At 36.9% G+C, this 23,942-nt stretch carries 24 protein-coding genes and 1 pseudogene; 10 read left to right on the forward strand and 15 right to left on the reverse strand.

Annotation, left to right across the window (positions count from 1 at the left end):
• Positions 1-135 precede the first annotated feature (135 nt).
• Together QNJ66_RS12855 and QNJ66_RS12860 are read right to left on the reverse strand one after the other, a co-directional pair.
• Positions 136-861 carry an SIMPL domain-containing protein gene (locus QNJ66_RS12855; RefSeq protein ID WP_300507418.1) on the reverse strand — a complete coding sequence of 242 codons (726 nt, stop codon included), beginning with the start codon at positions 859-861 and terminating at the stop codon, positions 136-138.
• Positions 862-1,101: 240 nt separating this feature from the next.
• Positions 1,102-1,332: a hypothetical protein gene (locus QNJ66_RS12860; protein WP_300507421.1), complete on the reverse strand. Its 231-nt coding sequence runs from the start codon at positions 1,330-1,332 to the stop codon at positions 1,102-1,104.
• A gap of 654 nt (positions 1,333-1,986) precedes the next feature.
• On the opposite strand from QNJ66_RS12860, the gene QNJ66_RS12865 reads away from it, so the two are divergent.
• The 8 genes from QNJ66_RS12865 to QNJ66_RS12900 all read left to right on the forward strand — a co-directional run bounded on the left by QNJ66_RS12865 (position 1,987) and on the right by QNJ66_RS12900 (position 8,150).
• Positions 1,987-2,295, forward strand: coding sequence for a hypothetical protein (locus QNJ66_RS12865; RefSeq protein WP_300507423.1), 309 nt, complete (start codon positions 1,987-1,989; stop codon positions 2,293-2,295).
• A 275-nt stretch (positions 2,296-2,570) separates the two neighbouring features.
• The gene (psbH, locus tag QNJ66_RS12870; protein WP_300507425.1) at positions 2,571-2,765 is read left to right on the forward strand and encodes a photosystem II reaction center protein PsbH; all 195 of its coding nucleotides are present in this window, start codon (positions 2,571-2,573) and stop codon (positions 2,763-2,765) included.
• Between the two features lie 237 nt (positions 2,766-3,002).
• Positions 3,003-3,290 carry a TatA/E family twin arginine-targeting protein translocase gene (locus tag QNJ66_RS12875; RefSeq protein WP_300507428.1) on the forward strand — a complete coding sequence of 96 codons (288 nt, stop codon included), beginning with the start codon at positions 3,003-3,005 and terminating at the stop codon, positions 3,288-3,290.
• 167 nt (positions 3,291-3,457) lie between these two features.
• Entirely contained in the window at positions 3,458-4,078 is a 621-nt protein-coding gene (locus QNJ66_RS12880) for a CPP1-like family protein (protein ID WP_300507431.1), read from the forward strand.
• A gap of 5 nt (positions 4,079-4,083) precedes the next feature.
• Complete coding sequence (locus QNJ66_RS12885; RefSeq protein ID WP_300507433.1) at positions 4,084-5,493, forward strand: alanine/glycine:cation symporter family protein; 1,410 nt, start codon at positions 4,084-4,086, stop codon at positions 5,491-5,493.
• A gap of 51 nt (positions 5,494-5,544) precedes the next feature.
• Positions 5,545-6,117: a Uma2 family endonuclease gene (locus QNJ66_RS12890; RefSeq protein ID WP_300507436.1), complete on the forward strand. Its 573-nt coding sequence runs from the start codon at positions 5,545-5,547 to the stop codon at positions 6,115-6,117.
• A 33-nt stretch (positions 6,118-6,150) separates the two neighbouring features.
• Complete coding sequence (locus QNJ66_RS12895; RefSeq protein ID WP_300507440.1) at positions 6,151-7,044, forward strand: hypothetical protein; 894 nt, start codon at positions 6,151-6,153, stop codon at positions 7,042-7,044.
• A gap of 512 nt (positions 7,045-7,556) precedes the next feature.
• Positions 7,557-8,150: a YdcF family protein gene (locus QNJ66_RS12900; RefSeq protein WP_300507443.1), complete on the forward strand. Its 594-nt coding sequence runs from the start codon at positions 7,557-7,559 to the stop codon at positions 8,148-8,150.
• A gap of 183 nt (positions 8,151-8,333) precedes the next feature.
• Here the strand turns inward: QNJ66_RS12900 and QNJ66_RS12905 are convergent, their stop codons facing one another.
• The 13 genes and pseudogenes from QNJ66_RS12905 to QNJ66_RS12970 all read right to left on the reverse strand — a co-directional run bounded on the left by QNJ66_RS12905 (position 8,334) and on the right by QNJ66_RS12970 (position 22,956).
• Positions 8,334-9,740 carry a carotenoid oxygenase family protein gene (locus QNJ66_RS12905; RefSeq protein ID WP_300507446.1) on the reverse strand — a complete coding sequence of 469 codons (1,407 nt, stop codon included), beginning with the start codon at positions 9,738-9,740 and terminating at the stop codon, positions 8,334-8,336.
• 133 nt (positions 9,741-9,873) lie between these two features.
• Positions 9,874-10,875, reverse strand: a complete 1,002-nt coding sequence (locus QNJ66_RS12910) for a phosphotransferase (protein ID WP_300507449.1) — start codon at positions 10,873-10,875, stop codon at positions 9,874-9,876.
• A gap of 45 nt (positions 10,876-10,920) precedes the next feature.
• Positions 10,921-12,753 (reverse strand): ABC transporter ATP-binding protein, encoded by a 1,833-nt coding sequence (locus QNJ66_RS12915; protein WP_300507451.1) that lies wholly within the window; start codon positions 12,751-12,753, stop codon positions 10,921-10,923.
• 19 nt (positions 12,754-12,772) lie between these two features.
• On the reverse strand, positions 12,773-13,948 hold the full coding sequence (locus tag QNJ66_RS12920; RefSeq protein WP_366146284.1) for a glycosyltransferase family 4 protein: 1,176 nt from the start codon (positions 13,946-13,948) through the stop codon (positions 12,773-12,775).
• Positions 13,949-13,971: 23 nt separating this feature from the next.
• Positions 13,972-15,210, reverse strand: a pseudogene (locus tag QNJ66_RS26195) (glycosyltransferase).
• Positions 15,211-15,261: 51 nt separating this feature from the next.
• Positions 15,262-16,533: a glycosyltransferase gene (locus QNJ66_RS12935; RefSeq protein WP_300507460.1), complete on the reverse strand. Its 1,272-nt coding sequence runs from the start codon at positions 16,531-16,533 to the stop codon at positions 15,262-15,264.
• A 235-nt stretch (positions 16,534-16,768) separates the two neighbouring features.
• Positions 16,769-17,278, reverse strand: a complete 510-nt coding sequence (locus QNJ66_RS12940; protein WP_300507462.1) for a Tol biopolymer transporter periplasmic protein — start codon at positions 17,276-17,278, stop codon at positions 16,769-16,771.
• A 55-nt stretch (positions 17,279-17,333) separates the two neighbouring features.
• The gene (locus QNJ66_RS12945; RefSeq protein WP_300507465.1) at positions 17,334-17,870 is read right to left on the reverse strand and encodes a biopolymer transporter Tol; all 537 of its coding nucleotides are present in this window, start codon (positions 17,868-17,870) and stop codon (positions 17,334-17,336) included.
• A 374-nt stretch (positions 17,871-18,244) separates the two neighbouring features.
• The gene (locus tag QNJ66_RS12950) at positions 18,245-19,090 is read right to left on the reverse strand and encodes a Ycf66 family protein (protein ID WP_300507468.1); all 846 of its coding nucleotides are present in this window, start codon (positions 19,088-19,090) and stop codon (positions 18,245-18,247) included.
• Between the two features lie 153 nt (positions 19,091-19,243).
• Positions 19,244-19,366 carry a photosystem II reaction center X protein gene (locus QNJ66_RS12955; RefSeq protein WP_300507470.1) on the reverse strand — a complete coding sequence of 41 codons (123 nt, stop codon included), beginning with the start codon at positions 19,364-19,366 and terminating at the stop codon, positions 19,244-19,246.
• A 202-nt stretch (positions 19,367-19,568) separates the two neighbouring features.
• A complete protein-coding gene (gene lpdA, locus QNJ66_RS12960) occupies positions 19,569-21,002 on the reverse strand; it encodes a dihydrolipoyl dehydrogenase (RefSeq protein ID WP_300507472.1) in 1,434 nt (477 codons plus the stop codon).
• 172 nt (positions 21,003-21,174) lie between these two features.
• Complete coding sequence (gnd, locus tag QNJ66_RS12965; protein ID WP_300507475.1) at positions 21,175-22,596, reverse strand: decarboxylating NADP(+)-dependent phosphogluconate dehydrogenase; 1,422 nt, start codon at positions 22,594-22,596, stop codon at positions 21,175-21,177.
• A 162-nt stretch (positions 22,597-22,758) separates the two neighbouring features.
• The gene (locus QNJ66_RS12970; RefSeq protein ID WP_300507477.1) at positions 22,759-22,956 is read right to left on the reverse strand and encodes a type II toxin-antitoxin system HicB family antitoxin; all 198 of its coding nucleotides are present in this window, start codon (positions 22,954-22,956) and stop codon (positions 22,759-22,761) included.
• Between the two features lie 99 nt (positions 22,957-23,055).
• Here QNJ66_RS12970 and QNJ66_RS12975 point away from each other — a divergent pair, with 99 nt between their 5' ends.
• Positions 23,056-23,661, forward strand: coding sequence for a Uma2 family endonuclease (locus QNJ66_RS12975; RefSeq protein WP_300507480.1), 606 nt, complete (start codon positions 23,056-23,058; stop codon positions 23,659-23,661).
• A gap of 59 nt (positions 23,662-23,720) precedes the next feature.
• Positions 23,721-23,942, forward strand: a complete 222-nt coding sequence (locus QNJ66_RS12980) for a hypothetical protein (RefSeq protein ID WP_300507483.1) — start codon at positions 23,721-23,723, stop codon at positions 23,940-23,942.

Here is a 23,942-nt window from a genome sequence, read left to right on the forward strand (position 1 = left end):
TACTATAGAAATAACACTTATTTTTGTTCATGACTAGCTAAATTAACATTTGTTAAACTTGTTAAAAAATATATTAAATAAGTACATTTTGTATTAATAAATACAGAAAATAAACCATAAATAGTGTTAACTAGATTAGTATCGAATTTGTAGACTTACCATTGCTTTGATAGTTTGTTCCCCTCCAATTACGGGAGTTCTTTCGGCCGCGCTGGAATTTACCACTATTTCCGGTGACCGCATGATTTGAGGTTGAGGCGCATTAGCACCATTAATGGAAATATTAATGATTTCTTGAGATTGAAAATTTAAGCTAGACAAAACCGCTTCAGCTTGTCTTTGTGCATCGACGGTTGCTAACTTTAATGCTTCTTTTTGAGCGTCTGAAATCGCCGTTTCTTCTGCTGTAAAACTTATGCGATCAATACGAGTTGCACCAGCTTTAACTGCATCATCCAGTAAACTACCAACCTCTTCAGTTTTGACACGAAAACTAACCGTATTTGTCCCTGTATAACCGATTAAACGCCGTTGATTATTATCGTATTTATAATTAGGTTGTAAACGAATTCCTGTTGTTTGTAATCTTTCTATAGGACGCGATCGCAAAAAATCCACTAGGGATGATGTCTGTTGAGCTACATTATTTTGAACTTCTGTTGCTGTTTTTCCTTGTATTTCTACTCCTAAGTTAACATTGGTTAAGGTAGTAGGAATTCTCATGGTTCCTTGTCCCGTAACGGTTAAAGTTCTCATCACTTGTTCTTGTGCCATTGCCGAAGGAATCAAAGGTATATTAACAATTGGATAACTAAGTAGAACAACAACAAAAGGGAGATAGGAAAAATTAATTTTTTTCATTATCATTAATCTAATTGATAAATCTATTCTTAGTATAGCAAATTCTCACAACTAGAACCTGATTGTTATATTTTGGATTATTTTTGTTTTCTTTCAGTCAAATAACTTTTATTATCTAACCATTTTCCTTGTTGAATCAACCATAATCCAACTAACTTAATTATAAACGCTGATTTTTATTTTCTGAAATTGCCCAAAATTGGTCGGGTTTAGTATGTTTGCTCATCAGAACATTTAAACTTATTTCTTTTCGTGATTGATGTTTTCATTACTACATCTAACCCATCCCTGATTATTTTTCTTCTTTCCCTTACAGTCAACGGTAGGCAAATTATTTTGTTGGGTAAATAAGATTAAATAAGAAATTAATCCAGAAAAAACGATAATAAGAAGTATTTGCCAGATAGCAAGACCATAATCATCGTTTTTAGCCTTCTTTTTACTTGATTTTGAGATAAATAAGATTTTCATACCATTGTTATGAATAATTACCAGTACAATGCTAAAATTTTTATTAAGTTAAACGAACCGTGTGACACTTTGCGGAGTTTCACCCCGTCATAGTCATCAGCAATCACGAAGTAATAGAGTAGAAGAGTAATTAGATTACTTAGATTACTTAAGTCTAGTTTAATAGTTATTATCAGAATCACGAGGTGGTGTGAGATGTTTGTTGGAAAATTTTTTGAAGCTGCTACTATCACATTAGTATTATATTTCTGCTTACAATCAAGCAGTGTCTCTATCTCTTATGGGAATTTTTTATCGTTCAAAGCATCTAGATTTGAGCAATTGTTTCTATCCAATCTACAAGAAAATTTCACATACAATGGATGGTGGTTTGGCAGAGACAAGAAAAAATTTGATCCTGAAGTTCAATATTAAACTCTATTGTGCCATGACTGAGCCAAGCTAAAGAATTTTTGCGGAAGTATTAATATTTTTGTTACTGATTTACAGAACAATTACTGAATTAATTGGCTAAATTTTGTAAAATACCCAAAAAATACTCAGGAAAGTTCTCTAATTGTTTTTTAAATTAATATCAGTATCCCTATATTTAAGCTTCACTTTCTAGGTTATTAAATCCATATTTACTTATTGATGCGCTCAACCATTTAAGTTATGAAAAATCCTCAAGCCATCGAAATTCTTTTGACCCATATCAAATTACAAGCAGTTATCTATAAGGTAGAAGAAACCATTGCTGTTGATTACACATTACTAAATTTGTATAGAAATACCGGAGAAATTTCTATACAAGAATATCATGAAACCATTTTGGAAATTACCGCAGAAATCTCCAAAACAGAAGAAATTTGGGATCAATACATCACTTTTTCTGAAATTGTTACGACTTTAACCAATGAATGTTTTGTAAAGTATTGGTTTGAACTAGAAAGTTTTCTGAGTGTTTTTCCTTTGCATGATTAATTCTTATTCTAATGTTGTCATCCATCTATAATTTTGAGAAAATTAGGTGCGAATGGTGACAAAAATATAATACAAATAAAAGTAAGGATTAACGGACCTCTGCAATCTTCAAATATCTCAAAATGAATGTTACTGGTTATTATTTGATCAAGAAGCCAAGTATATTTTGCGCTCGCTGTTAAATCAGACTACAGACGTTTATATTGTAGGGGTTAACATTTGCAAGCAATTTTCTGATAAACTGTAAATCTTAGATAGATACTGATTAAAAAATTATGGCACAACGTACTCGATTAGGAGATTTACTTAGACCCCTTAATTCCGAATATGGAAAAGTTGTCCCCGGATGGGGAACTACCCCTTTAATGGGAGTTTTCATGGGCTTATTCTTCGTCTTCCTATTAATTATCCTGCAAATTTACAACTCTTCGCTCATTCTAGATGGATTTACAGTAACCTGGGGAGGTTAAGCCCTAATTTGCTTATCAATAATTAACGGTGGTAAAAGTTTCCCAAAATTGCAGGAAATATATCACCGTTATCCTCAGTTATCTGTTCCCCGATTTTTCGGGGTTTTTTTATCAATGATTCAATTCCCACGCTTTCTGTTGAGCTTAGTGAGCAGGATGCTCACACTCCTCACACATTCCACACTTGACTGCTATACGATACACTGATAAGGAAGGATGAAGGATTAGGAGTAACTTATGAATGTCTTTGGCATTGGACTGCCGGAAATGGGCTTAATTTTAGTGATTGCCTTATTAGTATTTGGACCGAAAAAACTCCCTGAAATAGGGCGAAGTCTTGGTAAAGCTGTTCGTGGTTTTCAAGATGCGTCTAAAGAATTTGAAAATGAATTTAAACGAGAGGCCCAACAACTTCAAGAATCTGTCACTATGAATGCAGAACTAGAAGAAAACAAAATGGCCAATCCGACCCCAATAGACAACAATCAGGCTAAGATGAACACCCAAACCTCAGAGAAATTATAAAATCTTTTGATGGTTGTGTAACCCAACTCTGTTTAAAAACGATATAATCGAGTTCAAAATATCAGTCGATAGTTAACAAGCCTTAAGGGCTAACTATTTTGACAAACAAAATGATAATTTTAATGTTTTTAGTGGTTTGATGAAGGAAAGATCGAAGGAGGTTCTAGATGAGTCAACAAACACCCTATGAAAAGCTTGGTGTCAGCGAAACAGCCTCTTTTGAGGAGATCCAAGCAGCTAAAACCCGTTTAACACAAGAATATAGTAACGACGTGAAAACCGTTGAAGATATCGAAGCTGCCTACGATTCTATTATTATGGAACGGTTGAAACTGCGTCAAGAAGGTAGAATTAAAGTTCCTGATCGCATTCGTTTTGCGGAACGTCAGCGAGAAACCCCCCCAACCCCTCCCCCCTTATCGTTGGATAATTCTCCTTCCTGGTTACAGCAGTTGATTGATACCCCATCTTCTCAGGATCTTCTCTGGCCAACAGGTATTTTCCTAGCTTTAGCCTTATTTGTAGCCTTTTCTAGTGCTGATTCTTCCTCAATTTCTCTATTCTTGGCCTTCGGGGTTTTAGCTAATACTTATTTTCTCAATCGTAAGTCAAATAAATTCGGCCGCGCCTTATTAATCACCTTAGCAGGATTATTTATCGGGGTTGGTTTAGGATGGGGTATCGCCCAAATATTACAAGGGGCAAATATTTCCGTCGAAACGAGTCAATCTTTTATCGGTATGGCCATCTTTTTTATCTTTTGGCTAAGTAGTAGCTTTTTACGTTAATTTTTGTGAATCAATTTTTAGATAATATCGATCGCCTGTTTTCAAGTCTAGTAAGTCTTATTGAACAGGTACTTTTTTTGGAAATTGCCCATTTTCCCGTGATTATCCTCTGGTTACTCATAGGGGGGATTTTTTTTACCTTACGCATGGGCTTTATTAGTATTATTGGCTTCCTACACGCGGTTAAAATTGCTTTAGGTTTCTACAAGCAAAACCATGAGGCAAAAGGGGAAGTGTCTTCTTTTCAGGCATTAGCCACCGCTTTATCCGCTAGTATTGGCCTGGGAAACATTGCCGGGGTGGCTATTGCGATCCAAATGGGAGGTCCGGGGGCTGTCTTTTGGATGACGTTGGCTGGTTTCTTGGGAATGTCTAATAAGTTCGTGGAATGTACGTTAGGGGTAAAATATCGCCTTGTCAACCCCGACGGGACTATTATCGGCGGCCCCATGTATTATCTGTCCCAAGGGTTAAAGGAAATGGGCCAAGAAACTTTGGGCAAGGCACTGGCTATTTTTTACGGGATCGTAGGTTTAGGGGCGGCCATTGGTGGTGGTAATATGTTCCAGGCCAATCAATCTTTTGCTGCTTTGACGGTGGTGGTTCCGGCGGTTAAAGATTACGATTGGCTCTATGGTTTAATTGTGGCTTTGTTGGTGGGATTGGTGATTATCGGGGGTATCAGTCGCATTGGAGTGCTTACCAGCAAGTTAGTGCCGGTGATGATCTTTTTTTACCTTTTGGGCTGTTCATGGGTCTTAATGGTGAATTTTACCGCCATTCCTGCTGCATTTGGATTGATGTTCAGCAATGCTTTTTCCCCATCTGGCATGGAAGGGGGATTGATCGGTATTTTGGTACAAGGGATCAGACGTAGTGCTTTTTCTAATGGGGCTGGTTTGGGATCGGCTGCGATCGCTCATGCGGTGGCGAAGACCAAGGAACCCGTACAAGAGGGAATTGTTTCTATTTTAGAGCCGTTTATTGACACAATTGTTATTTGTAATGTCACTGCTTTAGTTATTATTACTACGGGAATGTATGGGGAGTCTGTAGGGGATAATATTAGTGGGTCCACTTTAGCAGCAATGGCGTTTGCTCAAGTGATTGATTGGTTTCCTTTTGTCTTAGTAGGAATTATCTGTTTATTTGGTTTTTCTACTATGATTACTTGGTGTTATTATGGTGAACAATGTTGGGCTTATGTGTTTGGTCAACCTAGTTCTATTATCTTTAAATTTATATTTTTAGTTTGTATTTTTATCGGTTCTGTGGTCAGTTTGGGAGCGGTGGTTGATTTTAGCGATATGATGTTATTAACTTTAGCTATTCCTAATCTTTTGGGTTGTCTGTTGTTATCAGGAAAAGTCGCAACTTTATTAAAAGAATATTGGCAGAAATTAGAAGTTTTTTAATTAATTTATCGATAATTAAGATTAGGGTAATTGTTAGGAGGAAATTAATCTATGACAGCATTAATTTTAAACTTAGATACGGTTAACTTAACTGATGAACAATTTTACCGTCTTTGTCAAGTTAACCAAGATTGGCAACTGGAAAGAAACGCTAAAGGAGAATTAATTGTTATGCCACCGGTTGGAGGAATTAGTGGAAACCGAGAAGCAGATTTTATAATTGATTTAGGAATATGGAACCGTCAAACTGGACTGGGAAAAGTGTTTAGTTCTTCAACAATTTTTCGTTTACCAAATGGAGGAGATCGATCCCCCGATGCTGCTTGGATTAGTTTAACACGTTGGCAATCTTTGAGTCGACAAGAACAAGAAAAGTTTCCCCCTATTTGTCCTGATTTTGTGATTGAACTTCGTTCTCGTACTGATTCTTTAGAAAAACTTCAAGAGAAAATGCAAGAGTATCTTGATAGTGCTTTACAGTTAGGTTGGTTAATTAATCCTCAACAACAACAAGTTGAAATTTACCGTCAAAATCAACCCGTAGAAATTAAAAAGTTACCAACGGATTTAAACGGAGAAAATGTATTACCAGGATTTAATTTATCTCTCTCCTGTTTTGAATAAATACCTAAATTTAGAATATATATTAAAAATATTATGAATAAAATTTCACCTGAAAAATTGGAAAAACTTAACAAACTAATCAAATCAATTGAAACAGATTTGATAATGATAAAATATCAATCAGAAGAACATAGAGAAATTATAAAAGCTGCTCAATCAAAATATCAATCCGAAATAGAAAAAACTGATGACTTTTGGTGGTTACATCTTCTGTCAGTTGGTAACCATATTACTTTATTATTATCCAAAGTTTATGATAATCATGGTGTTAAAAATTCTGATGACTATGAAATTCCAGACTATACTAAACGAGTAAAAGAAGTAATAACACTCCATAGTTTAATTTACTTTGTTGAAAAGAATTTAAAACCTTGTGATAGATTACAAAATATAATTAATTTAAATAAAAAGCAGATTTACACTAAAACAGATGATTTAGTTGAGAAACTAAACGAAATTAGAGATAATATAATTGCTCATAAAAATAAACGTCAATTTTTTCAGTCAGAAGAAGGTATTCAATCTTTGACATGGGATGAATTAGATAAATTGGTTCAAAGAGGTTTCGATATTTGTCATATAGCAATAGACAGGCTAGTTAGGACACATAAATTATATTTTAAGGGAACAGGGAACAGGGAACAGGGAACAGAAAAATGTCCTAATAGCTTTGGCGACTGCTATATATACGGAGAGTATTATAACAATGGAAAATTAAATGAAATTTATGAAAATTATGGGTCTTCAGTAATTATTCATACTAAATCTTTATATTTCAATGATTATAAAAAAGTTTTAAAAGCTTTGAAAATTAAAAATATAGCGTATAATTTTCTTGATAGGATAGATAATATTGACAAATATCCTGATGATGTTAAAGCTTTCAGAGAAGAATTTGATCGAGAATTAGAAGATAGTGATAATTAACCTAAACCTAGATATTAAACTAAAAAAGTATCTATCAAAAATGAGCTTTTTTCAATTTTAATGCTACATTAATAGACATTATGGTTATGAAGTGAAAGAATATCCTCGGTTAATGTAACGATCGCCCCAACCAACCCTAGAAGATGATCAGTAAGTCAATATGTCAAGATAATATTAACAAAAGATCATAATCTTTGCTTTGATCTGGGAGCATAATTATCTTAGATGCGTCCTTTATAAAGGATATGTGCTAAACCTTGAGCAATTAACTCTATCCTTAATATCATTGTCAGGTAAGCTAAACCTAATTTTTGATGTCTAAGATTTATAGCACCACCCATTATCATTAAGACATGGAGTACATTCTCTGCTGCCTCGAAATAAGAGTCAGTAATAGCAAAAATGTCTTAACTAATTTTCTTACTGCTATAGATACTTAAAATGATCGATTTAACCCTGTGATGGAACTTTAGCACAGATTGATCAAGAAGTTGGTATAAGTATTATAATCTATGTTCCTCAAAATTCGTTCTCCTAAATCAGAAGTTAAAGGTGTTACCCATCGAAAACGTAAGAAACACCTGTTTCCAGTTCTTTGTCTAGCTACTCTGGGGTTATGGTTCGGTTATAAACAGTTACAAAGTTATTTTGTGCAACCCGAAGCAATCTTTGTCTTAGGGGGACACGAAGATAGAGAAAGGTTTGCTGCTCAACTGGCCCTAAAACACCCTAACTTACCAATTTGGGTTTCTTCGGGGAGTCCCAAACACTATGTTACCCAAATATTCACCAATGCAGGTATCAACAACGATCGTCTTCACCTTGATTATCGAGCAAAGGATACTGTGACCAATTTTACCAGTTTAGTCAAGGAATTGAAAGAGCAAGGGATCGATAGTGTTTATTTGATCACTTCTGATAATCACATGAATCGCGCTAGAATTATTGGAGAAATTGTCTTTGGTACGCAAGGAATTATCCTTAAACCTATGTCAGTTCCTTCTAAAGATTCCCCCGAACCCATGGAAAAAATTATTAGGGATGGAGGGCGATCTTTTCTTTGGTTACTCACAGGAAAAACAGGAGAAAGTTTACTACCATATTAAGCTGTTAAGCATCTAAATTACTATACTAGACTTAGGGAGAAACGGGGGGAAAGGGAGACGGGGAGAGAGTTTGCAAATTTGTTGCTTAACTTCATCATATGCGGTTTAAATGCACAACAGTTTAATGATTAACTGTGGATGGATAATAGATAATTACTCATTATCCATTATCCATTATCAATTTCAACCTTGTTTCCAAGTACCATGAAATCCCATAGGAATAACATTGGGTAGTCCTAAACGACATAAAGGACTATTTTCTAACTCCTCACTATCATAAATTCTTAATTCAGAACTATGGGGATTTCCATCATAAACAACTGTTAAAACCCATCCTTTTTCTGAGTTAAGAGTATGAGGAACAAAAATCGGTTCTGAGGGATATCTATTCTCTCCCATATCTGCTACAGTTAGCTGCTTTAATTGTCGATCATAACGTGCGATCGCTCCAAAAATTTCTTGGGATAAATCGACATTATCTCGATGAACTGATAGATAAGTATAACGCCAATTTTGTCCCGTTTGATGACTGGGAACAATAGGAAAATCTGAACCTTTATCTAATAACTGTTCCTGATGTATAACTGTAGCTTTCTTGGGATCTATTTCTACTTCCCAAAGGGTTCCTTTTGCTGGAGTTTTTGTCTTTCCAGTAGCTACTTCTTTTAAGTTTTGATTGGTTGAAAAGTCAGAATAACGGACAAATTCAACAATAATATTACCATCTTCATTAACACAACCATTACTATAATGCCATTGAAACCAAGGGTCAGCTTTTGCTTTACTAATAAAGGATAAACTATCTCGATCAAAAATTAAAATTTCTGTCCCTAGTTCTGGTTTCCATTCCATTGCCTCACTTAAACTAGCTAACCCTAATGCTGTTGGTAATAATTTCACACGAATAGGAGGAACAAAAAATATTATGTATGATCCAGCTAAAACAAAATCATGAACTATGCGTAAACCTTCTAAAGGATAATCTGATTTTTGGATTACTTTTCCTGTAGCATCACTTTGATAAAGATTTAACGTTACTTTTGCTCCTAAACTAATACCAAAATTATAGATATTACCAGTGTTATGATCAATTTTTGGGTGTGCAGAAAAAGGTTGTTTTTCGCTTAAATTATCAAGATAATCTAATCCTTTGGTTGCTAAATTATCTAAGTCTAAGGCATGAGGGTTGCCACCTTCCCATAAAGCTAATAATTTATCAGGTAGTGCCAAAACCGATGTATTAGCAGCATTTTTAACCTCCTTTCCCCAAGTTTTCCAAAAAGGTCCAGGGACAGTCATGCCATAATTAGGGTATAAAAATTCATTAGCTTCTGCTTCTTTTTTATATCCTTCAGTTTGTACATAACGATAGGTTGCTTCTGCACCTTCTTCTCTTAAATGAATAGCTAAAATAGCTCCATCTCCATCAAACCAATGGCCGACTTTTTGGGAACCTCTTTCCAGTCTTCCTGGACCATTACGGTATAAACTTCCCCTCAGTCCATCAGGAATTTCTCCTGATAAGATAGGTAAGGGTTTTAGAGGAAATTCTTCTGCTGGTTTTGCGATCGCTTGTGACCAAGTAGGCATACTTTTAGTATCTAAATTTAATTTTTTATCTCTATAAGTTTAACAAGTTTGATTAATTTTTATCAACATTATTTATCTTAGTGCTACCATTCTCTTTCTCCTTTACACTGTACAATAAATATAAACATAACAATTAAATTATTTCTTTTTCTAAATAACTTTCGCATAACCTGATTAAATCTTCTGTATAAGCATTACGTTCTTTTATTTGCGTACTAATATAAATATGTCTGACTAAAGTGAGAAACTTATAAATTATAATCCTTTTTCTGCTTTCTTCTCCTATTAGTTTAATAAAGGCTTGTTCCAGGGCTATTTCTTGATATTTTAAGGCTTGAAAATCACCCAAAACTCTTAAACTATATTCTGTAATGTGGGCGATAAAATTACCAATATCAAGACTTGGATCACCATAGCAATATAAATCTAAATCCAGTAAATAAAGACGAGAACTATTAATTATAATTTGGTCTGCATAAAAGTCTCTATGAATACCGACACACGGAATATAAGATAAACGGTTACCTAACTTATTACATTGTTTTAAAATCTCCCTAATTCGACTCTTCCAATGGGGATATAATTTAATAACTAATGGTAATTTTTTATGTAATATATGCAGTTCATCATCAATGGTATGATAGCGATCTGTTTTGGCAGGAAATTGATGTAATTTATAAGCAGCGTAAGCAATTTTTTCAGCAATATTAACTCCATCTGGTTTCCCTAATAAAAGAGTGGTGGTATATCCTGGAACTTTTCGCTGTAACCACATTTTCCACTGAGGAATAACCCCAATAGGTTCAGGGACAGAAACCTGATCTAAACTCTGATCATCAAAGCCATTTTCCCAGAGATATTTTTGTAAATAATAACTTTTGGTATCGGTTTCTTTAAATCTTACTTTTCCCAGTAAACTAAATTTTTCTTTACCTGTAAATTGGTATTCAATTAGACAGCGTTTTTGTGCTTTATAACGAACGACCTTAATTCCAGATAAGCAATTTTTTTTGATGATGCTTGGAAAATAGTGTTTAAAAGTTTGTTCAACTTTATTAGGTAATAAAGCATCTTTTAGAAATAATAAATTAGGATTAGAAAGTAGATTAAATGAGTCTTTTACTTGAATGTTCATAGTTTAATTTTCCTTATTTTTAGGTAATTATCACCCACCTTGAGGTTATTTAGCAATAGGTAATGGTTCAAAATACTGGTTACTTTTATTACATTGAATTTTATATAATTGAGAATATAAACCTTTCTGCTGCAATAATTCCCAATGGGTTCCTTGTTCTAAAACTTCTCCTTTTTCGATGTATAAAATCATGTCTGCTTGCGTAGCTAAAGAAAGGTCATGAGTAATTAAAAATGTGGTTCTATTCTTAGCTAATCTTTGTAAAGCTTCGATAACAGCTTTTTCACTTTTTTTATCCAATCCTGTTGTCGGTTCATCTAAAATTAAGATAGGAGTTTTACGAATAGCAGCCCTAGCAATAGAAATTCTTTGCCGTTGTCCTCCTGATAAAGTTGCTCCTCTTTCTCCCACAAAAGTATTGTATTTTTGGGGTAGTTTTTTGATAAAATCATGGGCATTTGCTAACTTAGCAGCTTGGATAATTTCTTCATCACTAATATTGTTCATTCCATAAGCAATATTTTCCTTAATGGTAGCTGCAAATAAAAGGCTTTCTTGTAAAACCACACTCATCTGAGAACGTAAAGAGTTTAAAGTATAATTACAAATATCTTGCCCATCAATTAGAATATTTCCTGATAAGGGATCATACAATCTCAGTAATAAACTCATTAAGGTTGATTTTCCACTACCAGACTGTCCTACAATGGCAATAAATTGACCTGCTTTTACATCTAAATTGATCTTATTAAGGATACAATGGGAATTATTATAAGCAAAACTAACATCCTGAAACGTAATATTTCCTTGAAAAGAAGGGGCGATCATTGCGTTAGGTGAATCTTGAATCTCTGGGGTTTCATCTAATATGTTTAAAATACGTTCTCCAGAGGCCGCAGCTTTGGCTAAACGTCCCGTATATTTGGCGAAATTTTGAATAGGTTTGAAACTATTTTTAAGATAGGTTAAAAAGACGATCACATCCCCTGGTGTCAACGCATCTCGTAACACTAACCATGAGCCATACCATATGATGATCGCCATTCCTAACGCAATAATTCCATCTACTACCCGTTCTAAATAAGCAGATAATTGTTTTGTTTGTACACTTTGGCTTAAACTTCGTTGATTTTGGCTAGCAAAGTTATCAGCAAAGGCACTTTCTAAGGATAACGCTTGAATGAGTTTAATAGCAGCTAACGACTCCGAAGCAGTAGCAGCAACTTCTCCCTCCTGTTGTCGTTGTCTGACAGACGCGGCCCGAATGCGTTGACTAAGGCGGGCAGACGCAAAAATAAATAAAGGAAAGGTTAACAGCGATAATAGGGTTAAATGGGCATCTAACCAAAACATAACCCCCACTGTCCCCAATAACGTCATAATACTGATAACTAGGGGAAGCGTTGCCGTGATCAAAATTTCTTGCAAACGACTCGCATCACTACTCACCCGAACAATGAGATCCCCACTTTTAGCTTGGTTATGATAAGTCAGAGACAATCTCTGCAAATGACGATACACCTGTTCTCTCACTTGAACCATCACCCGACTGCCCACAGTAGCTAAAGAAACCGTACTCCAGTATGCTGAAAATGCCCTTAAACAGGTAATAGCGATAATTCCTAGTGCGCAAAGGGTTAAGACTCCAAGGGGGCTTATTGCCTCAAAAACTGGCAATGAGGACTGATTTTGGATGAGAACATGATCAAAAATAAATTTCAGGGGCCAGGGTTCGAGAATGCGTAATATTACATCCCCCATCACCGCTAACATGGCAAACCCTAAACATGACTTTTCTTGGCGCAAATAAGGCCAAAAACGGGCTAATATCCGTCCTAAACTGGGAATTGTACTTTTTAATGATTTTGTTGTTGTCATGATTTGTTTTAACCTCTCATCACGCCACTTTTAAATAAGTTTGTTCCGCTTCTTTTGCTAACCGTAAAATCTTCTTTACCACGTGATCCCAGGTATAATGACCGAGAATGGTTTGACGGGCAGATGTACCTAACTGGTGACGCAGTTGGGGCGATCGCATTAACCTGATAAAAGCTTCTGATAAGGCGTTACTATCTCCAGGGAGACACAATAAACCGTTGTTTCCATGTTTAATAACGTCTTTTATTTGCCCAATATGGCTGGCCACAACCGGCAACCCTGCGGCCATGTATTCATAGACTTTTAGAGGGGAAAAATAGAACTTATCCAGAGGTGGATAAGGGGCAACTGCCACGTCCATTTGTTCTAATAAAAAAGGAATGGCATCGGGAGGAACTGACCCAGTTAACTTTACTGCTGAGTTGAGATTTTTCTGATTAATTTCGGTTTGCAAGCGATCGCTTTCGGGTCCTTTTCCAATAATTAATAGTCTACTTTGGGGATAATGATGATGAAATTTTTCAAAAGCATCTAATAAAATAGGTAAGCCGTGCCAAGGTTTTAATGATCCCACAAAACCAAGGGTAAAATAACCATTAGAGGTTATCTTTTTGGGATTAAATCGATCAGCATTGACCCCATTGGGAATGACTTTTATTTTGTTAGGATTTTTAACATATTGGCTGACATAATTTTTTACTTCATCAGACACAGCAATAATAGTTGTAGCTGCGTTAAATACTTTTATGGAAACGGTTTCAGCTTCTTGTAAATTGACTAAACCTCGGTATTTTTGCTGTTCTAAAATTAAAGGTGCATTAACTTCTAAAATACCAGGAATGCTTTTTTTTCTAGCGTATTCCATTGCACCATAACTCCATAAAGAATACCTTTCATACACGAGATCAAAGGGTTTTTTAAAGTCTAACACCTCTAACACCGCGTCTATTTCTGAGTTCATAGATAAAGCAATTTTTTCTCTTAAACCTTGGGCAACTTTCGGAATGGGTAATAATTTATGTAATTTTATGGTTTGTAAATCATCTGGTTTATTCTCACCTAACCGAGGACTAAATAAATGGACTTGATGATTTCGTTTTAACAACCCTCTCAGAATTTCTTGCACATGAATTGAACATCCTTTTTCTCCAAAGATAGGAATACCTGAATCAGCACAAATATAAGCAATACGCATCATTAATCACCTCTTAAAATAAACTAATTGTTAACTGATGAATGATAATAAAATAACTGTCTTAAACTAGCTGCATTTTGCTCAATATTGAATTCAGTTTCCATTAACTTTCTAGCATTTTCTGCTAACTGAACTCTCATATTTTCACTTGTCAATAAGGTCCGCAATGCTATAGCCAAAACCTCGGGATTATTTTGAGGAATAATTAACCCTGTTTCTTCATGTTTAATCATTTCAGGAATACCCGTAACATCCGTTCCAATACAAGGCGTTCCTAAAGCCATCGCTTCTAATAATACAGTTGGTAAACCGTCCCTATTTCCATCTTTTCCAATAATATAAGGGGCTGCAAAAACTGCACTCTCTTGAATCAATTTAAAAACTTCATTCTGAGGACGTGGGCCAATAATTTCAACGCAGTCATCTAACTTTAATACTTCAATTTGCTGCTTTAACTTGCTTTCTAAGTCACCTGTCCCGACAATGTGACAATGAAACTCACAACCCCACTGTTTTAATCAAAAACAAGCATCAATTAAAATCGAAGTTCCTTTTTTTTCTACCAAACGACCTACTGAAATTATCCGAGTAGGACGTTTTCTGGGAGACTGATAATGAAGTTGAGATAAATTCAATCCATTATAAATTCTTTGCACATTATCAGCTACTTTCCCGTAACTTTGTTGTAAGTATTTTTGATTATAATCACTCACAGTAATAACAGTCGAAGCATCCCTAAGTTTTCGTTTCATATCATCAATATCTACACTTTCATGAAAAATATCTTTAGCATGAGTTGTAAACGTATAAGAAACATTTGCAAAGTAAGACGCTAAGCGAGTTACACTGGTAGAAACTGATCCAAAATGGGCGTGTAAATGGGTAATTCCTCTTAACTTAACTTCCCTGGCCAACCAAGCAGCTTGATACACTGTACTCGCTGTTTCTCCTTGTGCTATAGATAGTTTACTCCAGAAATCAGGAATTAATTTACTTAATTCTTGTAATTCTGCCCAAAAATAACTAGCAGCCGTTGGAGATAAACTATTAAGAGACTCACTAACCCGTCCCTGGATAGGTTTACGAATATAAGTCACACTAGCTCTAACCTGAGAAATACAGTTTTGAAAATGGGTGTCACAAGGGGGACGCAGGGCAAAAATATCAATGTTTAATCCCGCTTTTTCATGGGCTAAAATTTCATTAACTATAAAGGTTTCTGAATAACGGGGATACCGTTTAACAACATAACCAACACGCATAAATTAAGGTCCTCACTCACTAAGTTTACTATTTTAAAAGTGTTCTAGTTTTTAGCTTACTTTGACAAGTCTAGGGTCAGATACTGCTAAAATTTCTCCTAAATATTGAGGGATACGTTGTAATCCTTTAAAGTCAATATTTTCATGCGCGTTAGACTTAACAAAATCTTGACATAACCACTGACTTAAAGCTGTGGGTGTAATATCATTAGGGTGTAACATATCAACTAATCCTAATGCTTGTAAACGTTTCGCTCTAATTAACTGTTCTTCTCTGGGTTGAATACGGGGAACAATTAACGCCCGTTTCTCAAAAGATAAAATTTCACAAGTGGTATTATAGCCCCCCATCCCCACCACAAAATCTGCCTTTTGTAGCCATAAAGTGGGTTCAGAAACATAATCTAATACCTGTAAATTAGGTCTATTTTTTGCTTCATGGTGTAACTGTTGACGCAGTTGACTCGGCATCAAAGGACCTGTTATGATGATTCCTTTGGTATTATCGGGTAACTGTGCTTGAGCAAACCCTTTTGCTAATTGATAACCGTCCTGTCCCCCACCCACCAAACAAAGGGCTAAGCGTTCATATTTGTGGTTTATGGGCTGTTTTTCTGGAGATTTTGTATAATTTAAGCGATATCTTTGGTCTAAATACCCTGTGTAGCGAGTTTTCGCTGCAACCCCAGCCGAAAATTGATACTTTTTAATGGCATCGTAAACCGTAGCATCACCATAAATCCAAACTTTATCATAGAAACGAGAGATCGTCTCTTCATTTTTGGTCTTTTTCCAACTTGGGATAATTACTTCTGGTTGATCCAAAATATCTCGTAACCCAAGGATACACAGAGTTTTACCCTGGTTGCGTAAATATTTGAGGGTACGATCTAATTCTCCTTGGGCCCCTCTGGGAACATTATCCACAATAAAGACATCCGGCTGAAAATTCTTGATAGCTACCTGAATGACTTGCGATCGCAGTTTAATGATAGCATCTAAGGACATATCCAAGCGACGGGCTTGATATTGCCCTTCTTTGGTCTTATATAAGGCAGGTAAGGTTAAATATTCAATGTTTGGATGAGTCCCTACCTTGGTCATATCACTCATGCCACTAATAACTAATATATCTGTATTGAGAGGGGAATGGGCCAAACTTTGGGCAATTAAGAGGTTTCGACGCTTATGACCTAAACCCATTGTATCGTGGGAATAAAAGGCAATTCTGAGTTTTTTGGCTTTTTTGTGATTAGGTAAGGATTGAAGCGTGATATTCGGCCTTGTAAGGGTAGTTAAGGACATAATTTGAGGAGGGTGCATTACAAGTAAATGAACAAAAAAGAGACAAAGAGGGGTATCAAGGGACTTTACAGGGTCAATCTTGATTCCGTTTGTAATAACGGAATAAGCTGGTATTAGTATAAGTTCACAAAACTTGATATGTCAGTCCCAAACTTAAGGGAAAAAAATCTCTCTAGATAGAGGGAAAGAGTAAAATTACTCCATTTATTTCCACTTATTTCCATATCTATAGTCAAAATTTTGAGAATTAATCTTAAAACTCTAAAGGATTACCAAATAAATCATAAATCATAATATCCCATTGTCCATCTTTAGCAACTTCAAAAGCAATTTGAGTTCCATCCGCATTAATCATAGGATTACGGACTTCTGCTTCCAAATTAGCAGTTAAATTGCGTTTTTGCTCCGTTTCTCGATCATAAACATAAATATTAGATTTCCCTTGACGACTACTGGCAAAAACCAGATAACGACCATCTTCAGAAATAGAAGGATGGGACGCTACTTCATCCAACGCATTTAACCCTGGTAAAGAAATTAATTGTCGTTGTTGAGCATCAAAAAGATAAACATCTTGAGAACCATTTCTATCAGAAATAAAAACAATATAAGTAGAAGTAACTTGGGGTTCTAAGTCCGAAGAACGACTATTTAACGCCCTTCCTCCTCCATCAAAAGGAAAATTGAGGTAACGAGGATAACCAGTACACCCCGTCGCAATACTACTAATAACAACTATCCAAGTAATAAGACAATATTTCAAAGATCAAGTCCTCAAATTCCACTTCTGACTTCTGACTTCTGATTTCTGACTTCATTTAGGGGTTTGCAACTGGTGTACCATCAGGAATATCTAACTCAATTAAGGGACCGCGATCTAAAACTTCAATATCCCATTGTCCCCGTCGTGCTGTTTCAAAAACAATGTAACGTCCATCAGCACTAATTTGAGGATTTCTCACCCAATTACGATAATTTTGAGTTAAGATTTCTGCTCGTCGAGTAGCGCGATCGTAAATAGCAACATCTGGCCGTCCTTGGACACTGGAAATATAAACTAAATACCTTCCCGTACGGCTTAAACTAGGGCTTTCTAGAATAATATTACCTTGATTTAACCCTGGCAATTCAAGAAATTTTTGACCCCGTAAATCATACAGTAAAATCTCATTACTATTATTACGGTTAGAAACTAAGGCTAACCAGCGACCATCTCCACTGAGAGCCGGTTGTTGGTCATTGTAACGACTATTAAGAGTAGCAGGGGGTTCCGGACGTTTGAAGGTATCACAAGCTGCTAATAAGCTAATTAAACTAACCCCGAAGACTGCTTTTAACAATTGGAACGCTGTCATGATGTGGGTGTGGGGAGTGTGAGAAGTGTGGGAAGATATATTAATATTGTTCCCCTTTTGCTACCTCTGGTCAAACTCCCCAAGTTCCCTTATTGACATACTTCACTGCCTAAAGGCGAGTGGATTCTGATTCAGTAATTACTTACTGAAACCTACTCTCTTTCGAGGTTTACTAGGCTGACTGGTACTTACCTTGCTAGGTCATACATCCATCTGTTTCCAGACACCCTGCCGATTCAGGGTTAGTCGTCACTTCCTGGGGGACCCCCAGTAGGTAGCCGTTAACGCTACGACTTCATCCTAACACAATTACGCCTGTTAGGGCGGGGTTTTAGACCCATTATTTTTCGATAATCAAAATTGGAGGTATTTGATTAGCGATCGCTGTCATAATCATTTTCCGGTTTTGAAGGTCGAGATCCGCGTTTTCTAGGACTTTCAGGTGGATCAATGGGTTGATAATCAACATAGTCCGTAGGGGTCGCAGTTTCTTCGGGAGAAGAGGAATAACGTCTTTCTGGGTTGCTGGGACGAGGACGACGTTTCCGAGGGGAACTAGATGACGTTTCTGGGGAGGAAGTTTCTGGACGAGGACGACTGGGGCGACCTTTTTTGGGGCGATCTTCCCACATATCATCCCGAGTATCCCAAGCATCATAGTTATCGTTTGTGGGACGATTTGGAGGGGTTTTGCGTCTTGGAGAAGGGCGATCGCCGTAAGGATCGTTACTAGAGGAAGGCCGACGACGGGGTTTCCTAGTCCGAGATTCTTCCTGATTATAACTACGATTACTGCGAGGATCGGCGTATCCTTCTAAACGAGGGTTATTGCGATAGGTGGGTTCTTCATCTTCGTAGGGTTCTAAGCGATCAAGTTCTGCTTCTGTATAAACACGGGTTTTACTGACGCGACGATCATCATCGACGTAAGAGGAGCTACGTTTAGCTTGTTCTGTGGTTGCTCCCCTCAAGCGAATACTTTCTACTGCAAAAAATACTGCCGATCCCGTTAACAAAAACTGTCCAAATTGTAAAATTGGATCGAGTCGCCATCCTTGAAAGAGTAAAATTAATCCGCACAACAAACCGACTGCTGCAAAAAAGATGTCATGATCTCTCGATAGTTCTGGTCGTACGCTTCGTAGGAAGTATAAACCAGCACCGGCAACAGCTAAAAAAATTCCTAAGACACTGGCTGAGTTCAGCCCAAAATTAACCATTATCCCTCTCCGTTTTCCTTTCCTATGGTAGCGAATTTTCTTTATTTTCCATTCTAAGCATACCCAATTACGTAGACCATTATCCCATCACGAATATAACTAAACTATTAAATCGACCCCACCTCCTTAAGAATGGGGTCAATTTGAACAAGCTTAGAAGTTGCGCTTGATTTTATCGCTTTGACTGATGACGATCAGTCCAATGGTAGCGGGAACAACTACGATAACGGTTCCCAAAACGAGGCTCCATAAGAAATTAGCTAAAGATGGTGTCATATATTTGTTACCCTTTTTTTCAATTTGATACCTAACGTTACTTATTTTACGGGGTTTTTTGCCTATTGCGTCAATTAATTTTGAGAGAGAGATTGTGTGGGAAGTGTGGGAAGTGTGGGAAGGGTGGGAAGACTAGAAAAAATATTAATATGCTGCCCCCCCATCTCCCAGTCTCCCAGTCTCCCAGTCTCCCATCTCTCTTCTAAACCGTCGCCTCGGCGCGTTTAAAGGCTTCATCCAAGACTTCTGATAAAGTGGGATGAGTATGGATATTAAACGAGAGATTTTTGACGCTTTGACGTTGAGCGATCGCATTAGCGGCCTCTTGGATCAAGTCGGAGGCGTGAATACCCATGATATGCACCCCTAATAATTCCCCGTTATCTTTACGGTACACCACCTTAGCAATACCATCGGTTTCCCCTTCAGCAAGGGCTTTAGAATTGCCTTTAAAGTAAGTTTTGACGCTTGAAACCTCAAACCCTTCTTTTTCCCCTAATTCACGGGCTTGAGGTTCGTTTAAGCCAACGTAACTAATTTCGGGATGGGTAAAGGCTGCGGCTGGAATACTGCGATAGTCGATGGTTTTCTGCCGTCCACACATATTTTCAACTGCGATCTCCCCTTGTCCGGAAGCTGCGTGGGCTAACATCATTTTGCCGTTTGCGTCTCCCACTGCCCAGAGATGGGGAACTGGCTCACCGTCCCGTAGAACTTCCATTTTATCGTTGACGGGGATAAAACCTCGGTTGGTTTCAACGCCGATGTTTTCTAAGCCAAGGTTTTTGGTAGCCGGCACTCGTCCGGTAGCGACTAAACAAGCGTCTACTTCTAAAACATCGATCACTTCTTTGCTTTGAGCATCCGTTAATTCGATAGTAACCGGTGCGCCTGGGGTTATTTTTGTGGCAAATACACCGGAGTAGGTTTCGATGTCACGGGCTTTAATTAGGCTTCTTTCGGCTAGTTTGGAAATTTCGGGGTCAAACCCTGGCATTAAGGTGTCTAAGGCTTCGATCATGGTCACTTCGCACCCTAATGCGGTGTAAATATCGGAAAATTCTAGACCGATATAACCACTACCAATGATAGCGATCCATTGGGGTAAAACTTCTAATTTTACGGCTTCGTCGCTGGTAAAGACGGTTTTATGGTCAACTTCGATGCCACGGGGAACAAAGGGAACGGATCCCGGACATAACATAATGTCTTTGGCGGTGATAATTTTTTCCCCATCATCGCTTAAAACGCTGACTTTTTGGGTATCGACTATTTTTCCCCAACCGTGGATAGTATCGACTTTGAGGCGTTTTAAACTGTTGGTGAGATCGCCACGTATTTTATTAACTAAATTTGTCGCATGATCGGCGATCGCTTGTCTTTGAAAGTCTACTCCATCGATCTCAATACCTAAGTTGTGGAGATGCTTAGTATCTTGGAGTTCCCGAACTTTCCCGGATGCTGCTAAGAGGGCTTTTGATGGGATACAACCACGGTTAACACAGGTTCCTCCCATGTCTTTTGCTTCGATAATGGCTGTTTTTAACCCACATTTGACGGCGTGTAGGGCTGCACCGTGTCCTCCAACCCCTGCACCGATAATGATTAAATCATAATCGAATCCTGACTCACTCATAATCTTTTTCCTTAATGGTTTGATTCTTTCTTCAAGAAAGACCTATTTTCTGATCATAAGTCTCGAGATACGAGTAAGTCTAGGGGGTGTTCAATACTACTTTCAAGATCGCAATAAAACCCCTCCCGATAACGGGAAGGGTCAACAATTCTGTTATGATTAATCTGAGAAATTAAGCAGCCCATTCGGTGTGGAAAGCTTCACCTTTGGGTTTATCAACACGCTCATAAGTGTGCGCACCAAAGTAGTCTCTTTGTGCCTGGGTTAAGTTCTGAGGTAGGTCAGCACGACGATAGCTATCGAAGTAGTCTAAAGAAGCACTAAAAGCAGGAACAGGAATACCCACTTGATTGGCTAATACTAACACTTCGCGCCAAGCTTCTTGACGATCTAAGATACTTTGTTTAAACTCAGGAGCTAAGAGTAAGTTAGGTAGATCAGGATTGTCTACAAATGCCTTCTTAATCTTGTCTAAGAAACCGGCACGAATAATACAACCGCCTTTCCAAATACGGGCAGATTCGGGTAAGCTAACTTGATTACCATAATACTCAGCAGAAGCTTTAGCAATTAAAGCCATTCCTTGAGCATAGGAACACATTTTAGAACAGTAGAGAGCGTCTCTTACTTTACTAATAAAGGCTTTTTTGTCTCCATCAAAGCTAATGGCAGGGCCAGTTAACTGTTGAGAAGCGGACTTTCTTTCTTCTTTGTAGGAAGACATCACCCGTGCATTCACAGCAGCGTACATGGTGGGAATGGGAACCCCTAACTCTAAGGAACTTACTACAGTCCAGCGACCGGTTCCTTTTTGTCCAGCAGAGTCTAAAATGAGGTCAACCAGATGCTTTTTGCTATCGGGGTCAACATACTTGAAGATATCGGCCGTAATTTCAATTAAGAAAGAATTAAGTTCATCGGTGGTATTCCAATCTTTGAATACTTCGTGTAATTCTTCGTTGCTCAGGCCAAGAGCATTTTTCATGATATCGTAGGCTTCTGCAATTAACTGCATATCGCCGTACTCAATACCATTGTGGACCATTTTTACATAGTGTCCGGCACCACCGGGGCCAACAAAGGTAACACAGGGACCATCATCTACCTGTGCAGCAATTTTGGTTAAAATAGGTTCTAATTCTTCGTAGGCTGCTTTGGTACCGCCAGGCATTAAGCTAGGACCGTTTAAGGCACCTTCTTCACCACCACTGACACCCATTCCGACGAAACCTAGACCGGTTGATTCGAGGTCTCTGGTACGTCTTTCGGTATCTTCGTATAAGGAGTTACCGCCATCGATAATCATATCCCCTTCTTCTAGAAGCGGTTTCAAATCTTCGATAACATAGTCAACAGGCGCACCTGCTTTAACCATGACTAAGATTTTACGGGGACGTTCTAAGGTTTGTACAAATTCTTCTAAGGAATAGGCCGCTTTGACATCTTTGCCTTGGGCCCGTGTTTTCATGAATTCTTCTGTTTTACTTGCTGTACGGTTATATACAGCAATGGGAAAGCCGCGACTTTCTACATTGAGGGCGAGATTTTCTCCCATCACCGCCAAGCCGATGACACCAAAGGTTCGCTTTGTCATATAATTCCTACCAACTCTACGGGTTGTACGATCAAGAGGACTTTGATCTTGTTTGACTGTTGAAGTGTCTAGGGAACACCACTGATAAGTTTAGACCCTGTTTCTATATGACCTCGGTTTTTTAAATACAATCTTAAGTAATCATCCTCAAAATGCGATCGTTTATACAGAATAGTTAAAATTTGGAATGGGTTTATTTTGTTTTTGATAAGCAAGAATCATCTCTTTAAGCGCATCTTCTAACATTAAGCGACAGTTTTCTAAGTCTTTTCCTTCTGTAATGACTTCTTCCCATTCAATAATTTGTCCCATATATCCGGAGGGTATTTTAGTATATTTTGCTGTATATTGATAGCTCATTTTTGCTTCATCTATGATTGGGACGGAATGATATAATTATTGTATCTCAAAAATATTTTTTAGTTACTTGAAAAGATGTAAAGTGTCTAGATTTAGATTATGTTAATTAATACAAAACTTCCCCTAAATATTGACTATCTTCAAAAACAAGATCAAACCTTTAGTTTATCAGGAATGACTTGGACAGACTATGAAAAATTCAATTCAGAAGAATATTCAGGTTACAGAATTTCTTATTTTAATAGAGTCATTACTTTAGTGTCCCCTAGTAAAAATCATGAACGAATCGCCCAAACTATTGCTATTTTAATATGCGCTTATTGTAGAAAGTTTAATTTACTTTATTTTCCTATGGGTTCTACTCGCTTGGAAAATAAACCATTAGCAGGAAAAGAACCTGATGTTAGTTTTGCTTTTAATACTGATAAAGATATTCCTGATTTAGTTATTGAGGTTATATTTTCTAGTGGTAGCATTGATGATCTTAACAAATATAAAGCTATAGGAGTTAAAGAAGTTTGGTTTTGGAAAAATAATAAAATCACTTTTTATGAATTACAAAGCGAAGGATATACAGAAATTACTCATAGTAAATCTTTATCCAATTTAACATCTGAAATACTAGAAAAGTTTGTTAATCAAGGACTGACTAAAAGTCCTCTCATTATTGAAGCAGAATTTATAGAAGAAATTTCTGAATTTTAAGTAAAAGTGCGTTATACTGATTGATAATTTGAACACTATTAAAATAGGTTTATGTGAATATGGAAGCAATTGAATTTGAAACAGTAATACATGATGGGATAGTTAATCTTCCTGTAGAATATTCATCTCAATGGGAAGGAAAAAAGATTCGTGTCATTGTTTTGGATGAGTCAGACTCTTTATCAGAATCAGGAGATGAGTCAGAAAAAAAGATGTTGAAAGCTATCTCTTTAAATACAAAAGGATTTAAGTTTAATCGAGAAGATGCTAATACGAGATAA

Source organism: Crocosphaera sp., from assembly GCF_030064895.1.
Lineage (GTDB): Bacteria > Cyanobacteriota > Cyanobacteriia > Cyanobacteriales > Microcystaceae > Crocosphaera.